The sequence below is a fragment of the Rhodomicrobium udaipurense JA643 genome (genome assembly GCF_000636015.1).
GTDB lineage: Bacteria > Pseudomonadota > Alphaproteobacteria > Rhizobiales > Rhodomicrobiaceae > Rhodomicrobium > Rhodomicrobium udaipurense.
Genome location: NZ_JFZJ01000011.1, coordinates 1 through 17407 on the forward strand (window position 1 = coordinate 1; position 17407 = coordinate 17407).

A 17407-nucleotide genomic window follows, 5' to 3' on the forward strand; every position below is an offset into this window, starting at 1 on the left:
CGCTCTAGGTCTTGACGATTAGTCAGCTAAAATTATCAATAAATTCCATATACTTGAGACGACGCAGTCCTTCGATCGACCGAGCGACAAACGCATGAACAGTTTCAGATAAGAAATGCAACCTATTATATTAACTGGTTGTAGAGCGTTTTGAGTCGAACCCCCATTTCTCGACGGACGGGCGCTTCCTGCATGACGAACGTACTCGATATCGCATCTCTTCAGGGCCGATGGCTTTTCGCCAAGGAAAAGGTTCTGGCGCAAAACGTCGCGAATGCGAATACGCCTGGATACAAGACGGCAAACGTCGTCCCGTTCGAGGCCATGATGCATGACATCGGGCTTCAGATGACGTCGACCAGTCCGCTGCACCTTCGGGCGGAAGTTTCGCAGGTCGGCTCCTACGCGCAGGAGGACGCAGGTGACGGCGCGACGTTCTACTCGGGTGGCGACGTCAATCTTGATCAGGAAATGCTCAAGAGTTCCGAAGTCATGCGCGATTACGCGCTGAACGCATCGGTCGTGAAAACTTTTCACAGCATGATTTCGCAGGCGGCGAGAGGGTAATGACGATGGATAGTCTGTCAGCCTCTCTTGCCATCGCGGGTTCCGGTCTCTCGGCGCAGTCTCAGCGCATCCGTGTCGCGACGGAGAACCTTGCGAACTCCGAATCCACCGGCAAGACGCCCGGTGCGCTTCCTTATACGCGCAAGATACTGAGCTTCGATCAGGAACTCGATGCCGCAACGGGGGCGGAACTGGTGATCATCGGCGATGTCGATGCGGACCGGTCTCCCTATCGCATCGAAAACATTCCGGGTCATCCGGCAGCCGACGCTCAGGGCAATGTCAAGCTCCCGAATGTGAACGTTCTCGTGGAACTCGCGGACATCCGCGAAGGCACGCGCAGTTACGAGGCAAACCTGCAGGTCATCAAGCAGGTGCGCCACCTGGAAACACTCACCATCGACATTCTGAAGGGCTGACCATGACAATTTCCTCGCTTGCCTCTTTCGCCATCTCCGATCCGACGGCGTCGTTCGCTCTGGAGAAGAAGGCGGCCTCCGCCGGCGCTGCCGCGGCTGATTTCTCCAGCGTGCTGGCCGCGCTTGGGCAGCAGACGGCCGTCGATGTCAAGGCGGGCGAAAGCGTAGCCGCTGCGGGGCTTCAGGGCCGCGCCTCGACACAGGAGGTCGTACAAGCGGTCTCCAAGGCGGAGCTATCGTTGCAGGCGGCGCTTGCCGTGCGCGACAAGGCCGTCTCGGCCTATCAGGAACTCACCCGGATGACGATCTAGCGAGGCCATCATGCGCGCTCTTTCTGTAGCTGCGACCGGCATGGTCGCTCAGCAAACGAATGTCGAAGTTATCGCGAACAATATCGCGAATGCCAACACGGTCGCTTTCAAGCGCTCACGGGCGGAGTTTGCAGACCTGCTTTATCAGTCGGAGCGGGCGGCGGGCGTTCCTAACCGAAGCGACGCCGATGCCATACCCGAGGCCTCACAAATCGGCCTTGGCGTGCAGCCAGTTGCTATCAGAAGCCTGCATACGCAAGGCTCGCTAACGAAAACCGGGAACTCGCTCGATCTAGCGCTCAACGGACGTGGGTGGTTCCAGATCACCGGGGCGAACAACGAGACGCTTTACACGCGTGCAGGCACGTTCAGCAAGAACGCGTCGGGCCAACTCGTGACGCCGGACGGTTACACGGTTATCCCAAGCATCACGATACCTACCAACACCACGTCGATCCAGGTCAACACCGACGGAACGGTCTACGTCGACCCCGGCACGGGGGTCATGACGCAGGTCGGGCAGCTCACCATCGCCACTTTCGTGAACGATGCGGGACTGGAGGCGCTTGGCAACAACCTCTTCCGGGAGACGATATCCTCGGGAAACGCTCAGGTTCAGGTGCCCGGTAGCGAAGGCTACGCGACGGTCCAGCAGTATTACGTCGAAAGCTCCAACGTCGATCCGGTGCAGGAGATCACAAATCTGATCTCGGCCCAGCGAAATTACGAAATGAACTCCAAGGTCATTCAGGCTGCGGACGAGATGTTCCAGGTCCTCACGAAAAATAATCTTTGATGGGTAGTATCATGAAAAGCGTCATGATCACTGCGGCAGTGGCCGCCCCGTTTTTCCTTGCCGCGCCATCATTGGCGGAGGAGGGCGGGCGAATCGTTCCCGTGCCAAAGCGTGCGCTCTATCCTGGCGACGTCATCACCGAAGAAATGCTCACCTCGAAGCAACTGTCAGAAAACGAGAACGCCAGCGCTTTCATTACCGAAGCCAGCGGCGTGGTTGGCAAGACTTCGCGTCGAACCTTGTTGCCGGGGCTGCCGATTCCGAAGGTTGCGATCCGGGAGCCTGTGGTTGTTCGCCAAGGCAAGGCCGTGTCGCTCGTTTATGAATCCGATACCGTGCGCATTACGGGACTCGCCATGGCGCTGCAATCTGGCAGCGTTGGCGAAACCATCAGCGCGCGCAATCCGGATTCGGGCGTCGTGATTCACGGCGTGGTGATGGCTGACGGCAGCGTGCGGGTAAACTGAGCCGTGAAACGCCTTCTGATAGCACTTCTGCTGATCCAGCCCGCGCATGCTACGACGCGGATCAAGGATATTGCTGTCATCCAGAATGTGCGGCCGAACCAACTTGTGGGTTACGGAATCGTGGTGGGATTGAATGGCACCGGCGACAATCTGAGAAGCTCGCCGTTCACCAGTCAGTCGATCCAGTCGATGCTGGACCGAATGGGCGTGAACATCCGCAACAACCTCATGAACAACAATCAGGTTCAGACGAAAAACGCCGCCGCCGTCATCGTCACGGGGGAACTGCCCGCCTTTGCCCGGGAGGGCGGCCGGATCGATGTAACCGTGTCCTCGCTCGGTAACGCAACGTCGCTTGAGGGGGGGACGCTCCTGATGACGCCGCTTTCGGCCGCAGATAGCGTAATCTACGCCGCTGCTCAGGGCCAGGTCAGCGTATCCGGCTTTACCGCCGGCGGTCGCGCGGAAAAGCTCACGCAGGGCGTTCCGACAGCCGGACGTATCGCCAACGGCGCACTGGTGGAGCGGCGTCTACCGATTGAACTCGAACGCTTTAAATCCTTCACGCTGGAACTTTTGAACCCCGACTTCTCCACGGCGACGCGAGCGGCGGACGTGATCAACTCCTACACTACGTCAGCCTATGGCGGACGCTCGGCGCGCGCGAAAGATCTGCGCTCGATCGAATTGCTCCGACCGCCGAGGCTCGATGCGGCGCGTTTCATCAGCGAGATCAGCGAGCTACCCATCCAGCCGGACACTCCGGCGCGGATCGTGATCGACGAGCGCACCGGCACCGTGGTGATCGGGCGTGACGTGAAGGTCAGCACCGTCGCCGTTGCACACGGCAATATAACGGTGCGCGTCACCGAGATGCCGAAAGTCGTTCAGCCTGCGCCTTTCTCGCGCGGTGAAACCGCGATCGAGGATCGTACGGCAGTCAATGCCGAGCAGCCGGATGGAACGCTGTTCGTGCTGAACGGCGCTAACCTTCAGTCTCTTGTCACTGGGCTCAATCGCATGGGACTCAAGCCGCAGGGCATTATCGCGATCCTTCAAGCCATCAAGTCGGCTGGTGCGCTGCAGGCAGAACTGGTGGTGCAATAATGAGACGCATGATCCAATCCGCAGGTTGCCTCATGGCGCTCGTCGCAGCATGTCCAATGTCAGCGATTCCAGCTGCCGCTCAGCAATACGCGTGGGGCTGGCCTGATGAGGGCGGAGTGGCGCGAAAGATTCGCGTGGCCCCCGACGCGCAACCGCAATGGGATGCTTCCGTCGATTCGGCGGCGAAGAAGGCGGGTGAAGTCCGGCCAAAGGAACCCGAGCCGGTGAAGATGCCCGCCGCTGCCGCGACCCCGCCTGCGGCCAATTCGCGGGCCGCGCAGTCCTACTGCGAGAACATCGCGGATGCGGCGGCGGATGCACGGTTTCTGAGTCAGAAAGCCGAACTGATGAAACTCGACGACGAACTTGCTCGCCGCACGGCTCTCCTTGAACAGAAAACGAACGAATACAAGGAGTGGCTCGGCCGCCGTAATGAGTTCCTGAGGAAGGCCGAGCAGAGCCTTGTCGAGCTTTACACGAAGGTGAAGCCCGACGCGGCTGCGGCTCAGATCGCCGCCATGGACGAAGAATCCGCATCGGCTCTGCTGATCAAACTGAGTACAAAAAAATCCAGCGCAATTCTGGATGAAATGCCGCCGGAAAAGGCGGCCCGTATCGTGGCGGTGATGATTGGCGCGTTCAGGGAGCAGGACGGTCCCGCCTCGGCCGCTGCAGTCAGCAATGAGGGCGCCCGGAAGGATGCTGCAAAGTCGGCCAGCCCGTCTCGGCAGAAAGAAGATAAATCATGAAAATCTGCACGCTGGCGGTAGCAGCAACGACCTTGATGCTCGGTGGATGCTTCAACCGGATGAACGAGATTGGACGGGAGCCGGGCCTTACGCCGGTCGGCGCGGGGCTTGTGCCTGCTCATACGGCGATCGGCACGATGCCGGCAACGCCCGCCTCGTATGTCACTCGCGCGTCGCTGTGGCAGGACAACGGAGCCGATCTGTTCAAGGACCCGCGCGCAACCAAGGTCGGCGACGTGATCACCGTCAAGATATCCATCAAGGACAAGGCGTCGATTGATAACAACAACAGTCGCTCGCGATCTTCGACGCGCGAACTGGATATCACCAACAAGGCCAATCTCAGCTGGTCCGGGCTTAACAAGCATCTGGACACACAAAGCAGCGGCGAGTTAGACCCCAAGGTGGAGTCGACTACCAGCACCGATGCAAAGGGCGGAATTTCCCGTGCGGAAAGCATCAACCTTCTGATCGGCGCGGTCGTGACGGAGGTGCTGCCGAACGGCAACCTGATCGTCGCGGGCCGTCAGGAAGTGCGCGTGAACTTCGAACTGAGAGAACTGCTGATCTCGGGGATCATCCGGCCGCGCGATATCGCAACCGACAACAGCATTTCCTACGACAAGATCGCGGAGGCGCGCATCTCCTATGGGGGGCGCGGCCGCATCATGGACGTGGCCCAGCCGGCCTGGGGACAGCAGGTTACCGACTGGCTTCTGCCATTTTAGCCGCGAGAGGATCGAGCGTGACGCAAAGCCAACCGAAAAAACTCTTCGGAGTCCTTGCAGGCGCACTCGTGGCAGCCGCGTCGGGGTTCGCGTTCGGCTTCCTCGAACCGGGAGCCCTTCAACCGGCTCAGAACGTGACGCCAAACCAGACGGTAACAACCAGAAACGAGGTCAGGGTGCTGCCGCCCATCATCGCCAATCTCGCGAACGGCTCGGACCTCTCGGTGCGGCTTGAAGCGGCGGTCGTGCTCAAGCCGGACGTCGCTGACGCAGCGGAGATTTGCGCCAAGATTTCGGATGACCTGGTGACGTTCCTCAAGACGGTTTCGATTCGCGAGATAGAGGGGCCGACCGGGTTCCAGCTCCTCAAGAATGATCTCAGGACGCGGGCTTCAAGGGTTGGTAACGGCGCAACCCTGGATCTGCTGATCCTCACATTTGTGGTTCAGTGAAATGCGGGCGCAATTGCACGGAGCTATCAGCCATCGAGAGGCCGCCATGCCTTCGCATTGGTGCGACGAAGGCATGAGCGTTGTTACAGTTTGGCGAGGCAAGTGGGCAACCGCCGCACTTCTGCTACTTCTGCTGGTGCTGGCGCCATCCAGCGCGGCCGCTCAGCAGACTGGTGGTCAGTTCGGTGGTCTCGCCTCGCTGTTCCCGGAGACAGCAGACGGCACGTCGTCGCGCATCATTCAACTGGTGCTCGTCATTACTGTGCTGTCGCTGGCTCCGGGGATCCTTATCATGGTGACGTGCTTCACTCGCTTCGTCATCGCGCTCTCTTTTCTGCGAGTCGGCCTCGGTTTGCCGTCCACTCCCGCCAATATCATCCTCGTGAGCCTCGCGCTTTTCATGACGGCCTTCACAATGTCACCCACCTTCGACAAGGCGTGGGAAACGGGCGTCAAGCCCTTCATGGACAAGAAGCTTTCAGAGGATGCGGCTTTTCAAAAGATCACCGATCCATTTCGGGAGTTCATGATGGCTAACGTGCGCCAGAAGGATATCGATCTCTTCGCGGGAATGTCTCCTCAGGCAAGCGCCGAAGGGGCGACCGCCCTCAGAACGCTGATTCCCGCCTTCATGATCTCCGAGCTTCGACGCGGCTTCGAAATCGGCTTCCTTATCATGCTGCCATTCCTGGTTATCGACCTCATCGCGTCTACCGTGCTGATGGCAATGGGCATGATGATGGTCTCTCCCACGACCGTTTCCTTGCCGTTCAAGGTGTTGTTTTTCATACTGATCGACGGCTGGAATCTTCTGGTCGGAAATCTGGTCCGGTCTTTCCACTAGTGGCCCGATCCCCGACATTGAGCGCGAACTCAAAGCAACCGGGGCTCAAATGTCAAGTTCGCGCCACTAGGACTTTTGGTAGCAACCTTAAGCTGTGTAATACGCGTTACAACCAATTGCCAAACCAGGAGGTAAACCGTCATGGTCGCGTTAACTTCTCCCATAATTGGGCTAGGTTGTGTTGGCTCAGGTCAGCGAGCCGGATCTGCCCTCGATCACCGTTCGCCATCAAAAGTCCGAGCACCGTTATCATCAATATGATCGTTCGGCACTCCCACAGGACCTTCAATGTCGCCACGACGATATAGGCACCTACCGCAAGCACGGCGATGGACTGAAACGGAAGGTTCGTCAACGCCGCCGTGAGAGGCGAAACGTCGACTCCCGAAAATGGAGCAATCGTCATCTTGTTTCTCTACTGCCCCCTAGAGCCGATGATTGTGCAAATATAATGCTCAACCGGAAGATGTGGCAAGTAGAGAGGAAACGGCGCCGCCCAAGAATGCAAGAGAAGTAAACAGTTGGAGAATGTGATCGTTAAACTTTAAGGATTGTCTGCCGTACCTAAACGCGTACTGCGTTCAACAAGCCCCAATCATGTCGACCACGGTCGCTCAATCACGCGAAAAAAAGATGTCCCTCCGCATTTCCGCTTTCGCCGACGAAGTCGGCTTTTATGTGCACTCGACCCGCTCCGGCGTTAACAAATACGCGATCGATGCTGACGCCTGGATTGAGGGCGCCACTGCCGCCGGATGGATGCCGCATTTGCGGCAAAGGCCCCTGTCTGCGGGCTATGTCGCTGGTGAGTGGCAAATCGCGACATTGAAGGATGCCGCGAACCCGGTTCGCTATCCGGGTCCGATCCCTGAAGCATTGTGGGACGATATTTTCATAGGGCTGGGATGGCGCGGCTTGGTAAAGGCGCAGCCCGAGCTCAAGGTTTGGAACGGCGATGTTTTGCCGGATGTACTCTCAGCCGGAGCCGTTCTGGTGCGCCTCAGCCTCTTGCGGGTTGCTGCCGCGCAGCCGGCAGCTATGGCCTTGGAGCTTTCCAACCTCCAGGCGCACCTCGCGAAAAGCGAGGGCAAAAAACTTGAGATCGATGAAGCGATGATCGAACTCCTCGAAAAATACGCGGAGCGCGCAGGTATTCCCGAGCATTGGCTGATATGGGGCATTGCGGAGGAGCTTTGATACTCCGCCGGTCAGCCTTTCGGAGAACAGTTTAAGAGGGGGGAGGCTGCGGGCCGCGGGGGGCACGCAGCCTCAATTTTTTGAAGGGAAGCCGCCTTCCGGTTCGGGCAACCGGTCGTCGCGCAACACGATGTAGATTGCCGGGATAACGAGAACTGTCAGTAGCGTCGATGACAACAGCCCAAACAGCAGCGAGATGGCAAGCCCTTGGAAGATCGGGTCGGTGAGGATCACCGCCGCACCGATCATAGCGGCCAGCGCCGTCAGCAGAATCGGCTTGAAGCGGATTGCGCCAGCTTCGAGCAGCACCTGACGGAGCGGCGTGGCTGCGTCCCGACGTTCACGGATGAAGTCCACCAGCAGGATCGAATTGCGCACGATGATGCCCGCCAGCGCGATGAAGCCGATCATCGACGTTGCAGTGAATGGTGCGCCGAACATCCAGTGGCCGATCACGATGCCGATCAGCGTCAGCGGCACGGGCGTCAGGATCACGAGGGGAAGCTTGAACGAGCCGAACTGGCCGACAACGATGAAGTAAATGCCGAGTATCGCAATGCCGAAAGCCGCCCCCATGTCGCGGAAGGTGACGTAGGTCACTTCCCACTCGCCGTCCCAAAGAAGCGTCGGCTTCGTTTCGTCATCAGGCTGGCCGTGAAGCGCAATGACCGGCTTTTGCCCCGGCCCCCAATCGGCGTGGTCGATGGCGTCCCGCACGGCGAGCATACCGTAAATCGGCGCCTCGAACTTGCCCGCGAGATCCGCCGAAACCATCTCCGCCGGTCTGCTGTTGTGACGGAAGATCGGGAAAGACGCGCGCTCGCGCTCAAGCCGCACCACATCGCCGAGTTCGACCACGCTACGATTACCGGGGATGGCGTTCGCGGGCACGGGCGTCGACAGCGTATGCTGGTCGATGGCGAGGTCGCGTTTCGGCAGCGCCACCGCGATCTCGACCGGATGCCGCCCCTCGCCGCGATGCGAATAGCCGACGGTTACGCCCGACAGATAGGCCTGCACCGTGTCATAGACATCCTTCTGCTCGACGTGGAAAAATTCGAGCTTGTCCTGATCGATGGCGACGCGCAGCCGCTCGGACGGCGTGCCGAAGCTGTCATCTACGTCCACGATGAACGGCACGCTCTTGAACAGCTCCTTCAGCTTCGTCGCCGTCTCGCGCCGCGCCTCCGGCGTGGGGCCGTAGACTTCGGCGAGAAGCGTCGCCATGACCGGCGGCCCCGGCGGCACTTCGACCACTTTCAGCGCCGAACCTTGCGGCAACGGGAGGCCCGCGAGCCGCTCGCGGATGTCGAGCGCGATCTGGTGGCTCGTGCGGTCACGCTCGTCGCGGTGCGTGAGGTTCACCTGAAGGTCGCCCAGTTCTGGCGCGGACCGCAGATAATAATGGCGCACGAGGCCGTTGAAGTTGAACGGCGCGGCGCTGCCCGCATTGGCCTGGATCGTCTCAAGCTCGGGAAGCGATGCGAGGCGCCGGGCGGCGTCGGCCAGCGCGCGGTCCGTATCTTCGAGCGACGAGCCTTCCGGCAAGTCGAGCACCACCTGCACCTCGGACTTGTTGTCAAACGGCAGAAGCTTCACGCTCACGGCCTTGAAATAAAACAGCGAGCAGGCCGCAATCGTCGCCACGCCGACGCCGACGAGGAAGCCGAGGGAGCGGGCGCGCGTTTTCAGGATCGGTCGGGCCGCGGAAAGATAGGCGCGCGCGAGGAAACCGTGCCGTACGCCAACCCCGTGGCTGTCGTCGCCATGCAGCGGCGCGCGGCCCGCGATGCGCATCATCAGCCACGGCGTCACCATCACCGCGACAAAGAACGAGAACACCATCGCGGCCGACGCATTTGCCGGGATCGGGCTCATATAGGGGCCCATCAGCCCCGAAACGAACAGCATCGGCAGGAGCGCGACCACCACCGTCAGCGTCGCGATGATGGTCGGATTGCCGACCTCCGCCACGGCCTCGATGGCCGCCGTCATGCGGTTGCGCCCGTCGCGCATCGCCCAGTGCCGCGCGATGTTCTCGATTACTACGATGGCGTCGTCCACCAGAATACCGATGGAGAAGATCAGCGCGAACAGGCTCACGCGGTTGATGGTGTAGCCCATGATCCACGACGCGAACATGGTCAGCAGGATCGTCGTCGGGATGACAACGAGCACGACCAGCCCCTCACGCCAGCCGATGGCGAACACGATGAGCAGCACGATGGAGACGGTCGCGAGCCCGAGATGGAACAGCAGTTCGTCGGCCTTGTCGCTCGCCGTCGCGCCGTAGTTGCGCGTGATGTTCACGTCGATGCCGGGCGGCAGGGCCGAGCCTTTCAGCGCGACGAGCTTCTTTTCGAGCCGCTCCGCGATGACCACGGCATTCGCACCGGCGCGCTTGGCGATGGCGATGGAAACGGCCGGCACCCGTTCGAGCTTGCCGTCCGCCGTCTTCGCGTAATGCCACGAGCGTGCTTCGACCGGCTTGCCGTCTACCACGACCTTCGCCACGTCGCGGACGTAGACGGGGCGACCATCGCGCGTTGTCAGCAGGAGCAGGCCCACATCCGGCACGCCGGCCAGCGTCTGGCCTGCAACCACAGGCACCGCTCGGCCACCGTCGCGCGTTTGTCCGGCCACGAACGAGCGGTTCGCCGATTTCACCTTGTCTATGAGCTGCGCAAGCGTCACGCCATAGAGCGACAGGCGCTCGGGGTCGGGCTCGATGCGGATCTGGTCCGGTCGGCCGCCCGAGAGATAGGTGAGGCCGACTTCGTCCACCTTGGCGAGTTCGATGCGCAGGTTCTCGGCGAGATGATAGAGCGCCATCTCCGTCCAGCGCGGCGCGGCCTCCGGCGTCGGCGAGAGCGTCAGCACCATGATGGCCACGTCGTCGATGCCGCGCCCGACGATCAGCGGCTCGGGGATGCCGACCGGGATTAGGTCGAGGTTCGCCCTCACCTTCTCGTGCACGCGCAGTATCGCTTCGTCCGCCTTCGTGCCGACGAGGAAGCGCGCCGTCACAACCACGCGGTCGTCATAGGTCTGGCTGTAAACGTGTTCGACGCCGTTGATAGCCTTCACGATCGTTTCGAGCGGCTCGGTAACGAGGCGCTCGGCGTCCTGCGCCTTGAGGCCGTCCGCGCGCACCTGGATATCGACCATCGGCACGGAGATCTGCGGCTCCTCCTCTCGGGGGAGCGCCACAAGCGCCAGCGTGCCGAGCGTGAGCGCGGCAAGCAGGATGAGCGGCGTCAGCTTCGAGTTGATGAAGGCGCGTGTGAGATAGCCGGAAATGCCGAGCCTGACATGCTTCGGGTCGCTCGGATCGCGCGTGCTGTTGCTGCTCGTCATGGCCGCACCAGCCTGTCGCCGGGGTTGAGCCCCGCGAGCACTTCCACACCTTCGCCGCCACTGTCGAGCAGCGCGCGATGGCCCGGCTGTACTACGACATCGACTGCGCCATCGCCATGCGCCACACGGGCATAATCGAGCCCGAAGCGGCGGAACAGAAAGGCAGGCGGCACCACGATAGAGGGTCTCTTGCCCGCCGAAATCCACGTCAGCACGCGCTCGCCCACGAAATATTTGCCGAGGCCATCGGCCGCCGCATCCGCGATCACGCGCCCGTCCTGAAGCTCTGGATAGACGAGCGTGATCGTACCCTTGGCCGTGGGAAGGTCGTCGCCCGAAAGCTCGCGACCGCCGACAAGCACCGGATCGCCTTTCTTCATGAAGCGCGCGTGCCGCTCGGGCAGTTCAAGGCGCAGCACATATGCGTTGGCCGCGATCTTGGCGATGGTCTCACCGGGCATGACCACAGCGCCGACAGTCACGGGCAGCGTCAGCACGCGCCCCTGCGCGGGTGCCAGCACCTCGCCTTCCTCGACCTGTTTCATGAGCACGCTGCGCTCGGCTTCGGCGGATTTGAGCGCGTTCGCGGCAACCTCGGAAACCGCGCGCGCCTCGTCGAGCTTGGCCCCCGCCGCGAAGCCGCGCTGCGCCAGTTGCTCCTGCCGCGCAGCCTCGGCCTTCGCCGTCTCGGCACGCGAGCGAAGCCCCACGATCTGCGCATCGAGCGACTTGATGCGGAGCGCGAGCTTCTGGTCCGTTACCGTTGCGATGACGTCGCCCGTCTTGACCTCGCTGCCGCGCTGGATCGAGAGCGAAGCCACCGTGCCGCCAGTGCGCACGCGCGCGGCCACCTCGTCGGTGGAGCGCACCGTCGCGTAGACGGCCTTAAGGTCGTCGATCTCGCGCGCGCCGACGTCGAACGTATCGGCGGCGTGGGCAGGCGCGGCGGCTGTGCTCAACACGGCGAGGAGCGCGAACAGCGCCGCCCCGCGCTGCGGCGTTCCATGCGGAGAGTGTCGTTTCATCGAAACCTCGTCAGCGTCGCCGTCGTGGCGGCTTTCTTCGTTGCTGGAAAGCTTAATCGCGGCGTGCTATTATTGCAATATGTCGTATCTATGAATATACGAAGATAACGGAAAAGGGATCATGCTGGCTGACGACATGGAAAAGGCGGCCGACGCCGCAAGCGAGCTGCTGCAATCGCTCGGCCACCGTTCGCGACTTCTCATCATGTGCCATCTCATCGACGGCGAAAAGTCGGTTGGCCAGCTGGCGGCGCTCCTTCAGACGCGGGAGTCGACCGTCTCGCAACACCTTGCGCTGCTAAGGAAAGATCGGCTCGTGGCAACGCGGCGCGAGGGGCAGACGGTGTTTTATTCCATCGCGAGCGAGCCCGCTCGGCAGTTGTTGGAACTGCTGCACGCCCTTTTTTGTCCGGCGGTGGGTAAAGGCCAATAGCTCCGTCGGCGGACGAGCGCTTTTCGGCTGCGCCGCGCCCCGTTCCATGGGTCAGCGCGTGAAACGGAGGGGAACCGAGAGTGTGATCGTTGCGCGCGCCATATCTGAAGGCGGCGCGGGCACGGGAGACGCGCGCCGCGCAAGAGAGACGGCCTCCGCGTCGAGTTGGGAGCTGCCCGACGAGCGGGTAAGACGTGCCCAAAGAACACGACCTTGCCGGTCTATGGCGAACGCGACGTAGGCCGTGCCGTTCGACGCGCCGCCGGGATGGCGCTTGTGGCGGTTGAGATGGCCGACGACCGCGCTGCGCCACGAGGCGGCTGAGGCCGAAGAAGAGACGCCTGCGGACGACGCGGCGTTAACGGCAGCATGCCGGGCCTTGTTCGGGCGGGGCGCGGCTGCGGCGCGCGCGGTCGATTTTTTCCGCTGCGGCTTCTGCTCCTCCGGCTTCTTTTCAATTGGCTTCTTTTCGACCGGCTTCTCGGGTTGAGGCTCCTGCCGTGCCTGCTCGATAATAGCTTCCGCTTTGTCGAACTCGGGAAGCTTGGTCTCTTCTTCCTGCAATTGCTTTTCTTCCGGCTTCGGCTCGCTGACCTCCTGTTCGGGCGAAGCTTCCGATTCTGCGCCCGTTGCAACATCGCGCATCGGCGTATCAGGGGCGGCCACGATCGGGGAAAGCTCGACCATGACCGCGCCAGCGGGATCGCTCGATGCGGGCGCCGCGTCTTCAGGCTGAAAGAGGATAATAGCAGCCACGCCCGCATAGAGCGTTGCGGCAGCCGCAGCAGCGACCGTCCAGCGCACCGCATCGCGCCGCCCCTCATCCATGCCTCCAGTCGCGTCGAAGCCCCAATCCGCTGTGGTCATGGCTTCCCCCCGCCGGTTGCCCCCGCCGGTGCGCCAGCCTGCGGCGCGGCCTCTAGGCCGACGAGCCCGATTTTCAGATAGCCCGCGCTTCGCAGCAGGTTCATCGCGTCCATCAGCGAGCCGTAATCGACGCTCCTGTCCGCGCGAACGAAGACGCGCTGCTCGGTGTCGCCCTTGGTCCTTGCGTCGAGCGCGGCCTTGATCGCCTCGCGCGGGAGGGGATCGTTGCCGATGGCGAGCGTGAGGTCGGCCTTCACCGTGATGAAGAGCGGCTCGGCCGGGCGCGGCTTTGGCTGCGCGTTCGATGTTGGAAGATCGACCGGCACATCCACCGTGGAAAGCGGCGCGGCGACCATGAAGATGATGAGCAACACCAGCATCACGTCGATCAGCGGCGTGACGTTGATTTCGTGGCTTTCCTCGACGGCGTCGCTCGGTTCCCGCTTCAGACTTCCGGCCATCGCGCTACTCCGCCGCCGCCTTGATGCGAGGCCGCGCTGTGCATCTTGCATCGAGATCGAAGCTCACGAGCCTTTCGACCGCTGCCGACGCATCCGCTAATAGCTGGCGGTAGTCGGTGATTTGCCGCGCGAAGGCGTTATAGACCACGACGGCGGGGATCGCGGCGACCAGGCCGAGCGCGGTTGCGAGCAGCGCTTCGGCGATGCCGGGCGCGACCACGGCAAGGTTCGTGGTTTGCGCTTTCGAGATGCCGATGAAGGCGTTCATGATGCCCCAGACGGTGCCGAACAATCCGACGAACGGCGCAACCGAGCCGATGGTGGCCACGACGCCGATCCCGACCATGACGTGACGGCTCGCCCGCGCCTCGGCGCGAGACAGCCTGGATGCGACGCGCTCCTTGACGCCGTCCTTGTCGGGATTGCCAAGCGTTCTGGAGCGCTGAACCTCGCGAACGGCCTCCGCGACGGCCACCGCGCCCGGCCCTTTGGTTTGCGCGACCGCCTCCGCTGCCGCGTCGAGGCTTGGCGCGCTATCGATGCTCATGATCGCCGCCTTCAATCCCCGCCGCGCCGCCCAGAGTTCCGCCGTTTTCGCGAAGAACACCGTCCATGTGAGAAATGAGGCCAGCATGAGCGCGATCATCACCGTTTTCACGACAACGTCGGCGGCATGGAACATTCCCAGCGGGGACAGTTCGTGCGGAAGCTGCTTGCTGGTCGGCTTGTCGCCCGGCGAGAACGGAAGCGGATCGCTTTCAGGCGTCGCGATGGGCGCTTGTGCTTCGGCGACTGGCCCCGCGTCGACTTGCGCCGCTTGCGTCTCGACCTGCGCCGCTTGCGGCTGCTGCTGTGCCTCATTCTGTGCAAAAGCGGGACTCGCTGCGATCAGAAGCATCGCCCCGACGGCGATCATCCGGCTTACGGTATTCAGACGCCGCGGCGTGGCCTCCGACTGCATCCGTTCTCCCTCATGTCATGAGATAGGCTTGGCGCGGGACTGTCTTCACAGCATTCATTCAGTCGACCGAGTCCTTGCGCGCGGTCGGGAAACAATAGTCCGGCAAGCAAAGACAAGCAATAATAATAGTTTATAACTATTATAGGTTTAGTTTGAAATTGGCGAGCGTCGGGGAGTCATTATATAAGGCGGGAGAATAGAACCTTTCAAAACAATACCCGGCGGACCGTCCGCCGGGTTCATATCGTGTGGATCGTTGCTCGCGGGTGGCTACCACTTCACGGTCCAGCTCACCGCGCCCTTGAAGTTGATGCCCTCCTCGTAGGATGCGTAATCCACTACCTGATAGGCCTGATCGGTGATGTTATCGACTCCGAGATCCACTCGGAAACCCTTGAACGGCCCTTCGGTCGGTTCCAAGACCATATAGAGGTCAACGAGATCGTAGCCGCTGCGATAGGATGACGACGAACTGGTTTGAGTGAACTGATCGGCGATGGTGTAGCGCGCGCCGAATCGGGACCAGATCTCCGGCACCTTGACGCCCGCGTTGAGGATCACCTTGTCGGGCTGGAGCGCGCCGAGATACTCGTTCGTCTCGGTGTCCTTGCCGGTCATGGTCGAGTATCCGACGCCGCCGAAGAAACGATGGCTGTCATAGGTCAGCTCGATTTCCGCGCCGGAGAGTTCGGCGTTCGGAACGTTGAAAAACCATGTGTAGCATTTCGACTGGTCGAACAATGCCGGGTTGCTTACGCAGCCGTCGGAGATCACTTCCTGATTGATGTAGTTCTGCGCGGTCGTATTCCAGTATGAACCCTTGATCCTTAGTTGGTCTCCGCTCTGGACGAGGTTCTTGAACTCGAAAGCCGCGCCGCCCTCGGCCGTCTGGCCCTCCTGCGGCTTGAGATCGGGATTCGCCTTGAACCTATTGTATATCAGCCCGATACCGCCGACATATCCGGCCGTGAAATGGTTCCCCTGAGCGTAGAGTTCGTTGTAGGTCGGCGCGCGAAACGCCTCGCCGTAGCTACCGAACACCTGGAACCACGGCACCGGCTTGTAGCTTCCCGCGATCTTCGGCGAAATCGCTTCGTCGGTGAAGTCTTCGTGTCCGGTGGCATTCATCGAGAACGTGTCGAAGCGGACGCCAGGAATAAGCGTCGCTTCGCCGGGCAGCGATAGCGGTCGGTCGAACTTGAACTCCGCCTGCGCGAACGTGCCGCCGTAGGACGCTTCGGCACTCGGGATCGACGCGGTGGACGTAACAACCGAGGATGTCCCGCATCCGGAGCTTCCCACCGGGCAGCTATCGTTGCCCGCCTGCCGGTCGGTATGGTAGTCCGCACCGTAGGTCAGCGTCACCTTGGCGCCGAGACTGGCGAGGTCGAAGCGGGAGCGGTTGTCGATGTCCACGCCGACAGTTTCGACATTGCGAGCTGCTTCACGCACTGTATTGGAGATGTTGTAGTTTTCGTAGAGGTGGTTCTGCTCCCAGTAGACGCGCAGATTGCCGTCGAACCACGGGCTCCCGGCTGGTGCATAGGAGAGCTTGCCGGACACCATATCGCTCAATGCCCGCCTGTTGACCGCCTTGTTCGTGGTGGCGTCATATACGTTGTTGCCCTGTGGGTTCGCGAGCGACGGACCGTTGTCGAGGAAGTGCGTATAGGTGCCCGTGAATTTCAGGTCCGGCGTGATCTGCACGGAACCCTTGACGAGGGCGGATTTGATGTCGTCCGTGTTCGGCAGTGTCGTGCCGTTGCCGAGTTCGAGATCGCCCACCCTGCGATAACCGAAATTGGCGACGACATCATATGTCTTGTCTTCGCTCCGCGTGAAGACCGTCGCCGACGCAAGCGCCTGCTGGCTGGCGCTCTGCCCCCCCATCTTGATCTTGAACCCGGCCGTTTCGCCATCCGCGAGGAGATCCGCCGCGTCGACTGTCGTCATAGCGATCACGCCGCCGAGCGCGCCTGAACCATAGAGCGCCGACGACGGTCCCTTGATCACTTCCACCTGCTTCAGAAGGTCGGGATCGAGGAAGATGCGCCCCTTGTGGCCGGACTCGAAACTTTGCCGCACGCCATCGACGAGAACGAGAATGTCCTGCCCGGTGAAGCCGCGGATCTGCGGGTCTTGCCCCGCGATACGCGGGCCGCCGCCCACGTAAACGCCGGGGATGCTTTTCAACACGTCGCTGATAGATGTCGGCTGCTCGATTTCGATCTGATCTTTTTGGACCACCGAAACCTGCCCCGGATAGTCGAAGGCCGCGATCGGATTGAGTGTCGCGAAGATCGAAATCTCGTCCAGTTGGACCCGTTGCCCCGCTTCATCTTGCGAAAATGCGGACGCCGAAAGAAGAGTGGACGCTGAAAGCGCCACTGCCGCGGCATAAGCCGCTCTGCTGCCCCATGTCATAACATACCCCAGTCAAGTGCCAAAGTGCCCGACGCAAGGTTGGGGTAATGAAACAGGCCGCGCAAGGCGAAAGATCGAGTCGATCTCGGTTTTTACTTGAGTGTGTCGAATATATTTAGAATATTTCTCGCATAACTTCACATGGAATGAGTCTTATAATAATTAAAATCAAATAGCTTAAATTAAGCGAGGTGCGGTAAAGTTAAACTTTTAGAATTAATCGAAATATAAATAAATGTTGT

General features: G+C 61.1%; 18 protein-coding genes. 12 read left to right on the forward strand and 6 right to left on the reverse strand.

The features are described from left to right. Positions 1-192 precede the first annotated feature (192 nt). The 11 genes from T281_RS03180 (at position 193) to T281_RS03235 (ending at position 7637) form a co-directional block, all read left to right on the forward strand. Positions 193-567 (forward strand): flagellar basal body rod C-terminal domain-containing protein, encoded by a 375-nt coding sequence (locus T281_RS03180; RefSeq protein WP_037234072.1) that lies wholly within the window; start codon positions 193-195, stop codon positions 565-567. Then, the gene (gene flgC, locus T281_RS03185) at positions 567-986 is read left to right on the forward strand and encodes a flagellar basal body rod protein FlgC (protein ID WP_081796559.1); all 420 of its coding nucleotides are present in this window, start codon (positions 567-569) and stop codon (positions 984-986) included. Before T281_RS03180 ends, flgC begins: the two co-directional genes overlap by 1 nt. A 2-nt stretch (positions 987-988) precedes the next feature. Further along, positions 989-1297, forward strand: coding sequence for a flagellar hook-basal body complex protein FliE (fliE, locus tag T281_RS03190; protein ID WP_037234074.1), 309 nt, complete (start codon positions 989-991; stop codon positions 1295-1297). 10 nt (positions 1298-1307) lie between these two features. After that, positions 1308-2093 (forward strand): flagellar basal-body rod protein FlgG, encoded by a 786-nt coding sequence (gene flgG / locus T281_RS03195; RefSeq protein WP_037234076.1) that lies wholly within the window; start codon positions 1308-1310, stop codon positions 2091-2093. A gap of 11 nt (positions 2094-2104) precedes the next feature. Next, on the forward strand, positions 2105-2560 hold the full coding sequence (gene flgA, locus T281_RS03200; protein ID WP_037234078.1) for a flagellar basal body P-ring formation chaperone FlgA: 456 nt from the start codon (positions 2105-2107) through the stop codon (positions 2558-2560). A 3-nt stretch (positions 2561-2563) separates the two neighbouring features. Further along, positions 2564-3667 carry a flagellar basal body P-ring protein FlgI gene (locus T281_RS03205; RefSeq protein WP_037234080.1) on the forward strand — a complete coding sequence of 368 codons (1104 nt, stop codon included), beginning with the start codon at positions 2564-2566 and terminating at the stop codon, positions 3665-3667. A 224-nt stretch (positions 3668-3891) separates the two neighbouring features. Continuing rightward, positions 3892-4416 carry a MotE family protein gene (locus T281_RS03210; protein ID WP_210164069.1) on the forward strand — a complete coding sequence of 175 codons (525 nt, stop codon included), beginning with the start codon at positions 3892-3894 and terminating at the stop codon, positions 4414-4416. After that, positions 4413-5144: a flagellar basal body L-ring protein FlgH gene (gene flgH, locus T281_RS03215; protein ID WP_037234083.1), complete on the forward strand. Its 732-nt coding sequence runs from the start codon at positions 4413-4415 to the stop codon at positions 5142-5144. Before T281_RS03210 ends, flgH begins: the two co-directional genes overlap by 4 nt. Before the next feature lie 68 nt (positions 5145-5212). Beyond that, positions 5213-5596, forward strand: a complete 384-nt coding sequence (locus T281_RS03220; protein ID WP_199502385.1) for a flagellar basal body-associated FliL family protein — start codon at positions 5213-5215, stop codon at positions 5594-5596. 73 nt (positions 5597-5669) lie between these two features. Then, positions 5670-6440, forward strand: coding sequence for a flagellar type III secretion system pore protein FliP (gene fliP / locus T281_RS03225; protein ID WP_052036976.1), 771 nt, complete (start codon positions 5670-5672; stop codon positions 6438-6440). Between the two features lie 597 nt (positions 6441-7037). Continuing rightward, positions 7038-7637 carry a hypothetical protein gene (locus T281_RS03235; protein ID WP_037234088.1) on the forward strand — a complete coding sequence of 200 codons (600 nt, stop codon included), beginning with the start codon at positions 7038-7040 and terminating at the stop codon, positions 7635-7637. A gap of 72 nt (positions 7638-7709) precedes the next feature. On the opposite strand, the gene T281_RS03240 is transcribed toward T281_RS03235, so the two are convergent. After that, positions 7710-10994, reverse strand: a complete 3285-nt coding sequence (locus T281_RS03240) for an efflux RND transporter permease subunit (RefSeq protein ID WP_052036970.1) — start codon at positions 10992-10994, stop codon at positions 7710-7712. After that, positions 10991-12019, reverse strand: coding sequence for an efflux RND transporter periplasmic adaptor subunit (locus T281_RS03245; protein ID WP_037234091.1), 1029 nt, complete (start codon positions 12017-12019; stop codon positions 10991-10993). The genes T281_RS03240 and T281_RS03245 overlap by 4 nt, the downstream gene beginning before the upstream one ends. Positions 12020-12140: 121 nt before the next feature. Here T281_RS03245 and T281_RS03250 point away from each other — a divergent pair, with 121 nt between their 5' ends. After that, positions 12141-12452: an ArsR/SmtB family transcription factor gene (locus tag T281_RS03250; RefSeq protein WP_037234093.1), complete on the forward strand. Its 312-nt coding sequence runs from the start codon at positions 12141-12143 to the stop codon at positions 12450-12452. Between the two features lie 51 nt (positions 12453-12503). Here T281_RS03250 and T281_RS03255 read toward each other — a convergent pair whose 3' ends face one another. The 4 genes from T281_RS03255 to T281_RS03270 all read right to left on the reverse strand — a co-directional run bounded on the left by T281_RS03255 (position 12504) and on the right by T281_RS03270 (position 17165). Next, positions 12504-13319, reverse strand: coding sequence for an energy transducer TonB family protein (locus tag T281_RS03255; protein ID WP_037234096.1), 816 nt, complete (start codon positions 13317-13319; stop codon positions 12504-12506). After that, a complete protein-coding gene (gene exbD / locus T281_RS03260; protein WP_037234100.1) occupies positions 13316-13780 on the reverse strand; it encodes a TonB system transport protein ExbD in 465 nt (154 codons plus the stop codon). Before exbD ends, T281_RS03255 begins: the two co-directional genes overlap by 4 nt. Before the next feature lie 4 nt (positions 13781-13784). Beyond that, positions 13785-14741 (reverse strand): tonB-system energizer ExbB, encoded by a 957-nt coding sequence (gene exbB / locus T281_RS03265; RefSeq protein WP_081796562.1) that lies wholly within the window; start codon positions 14739-14741, stop codon positions 13785-13787. Between the two features lie 270 nt (positions 14742-15011). Continuing rightward, positions 15012-17165, reverse strand: coding sequence for a TonB-dependent hemoglobin/transferrin/lactoferrin family receptor (locus T281_RS03270; RefSeq protein WP_037234103.1), 2154 nt, complete (start codon positions 17163-17165; stop codon positions 15012-15014). Between the last annotated feature and the right edge of the window lie 242 nt (positions 17166-17407).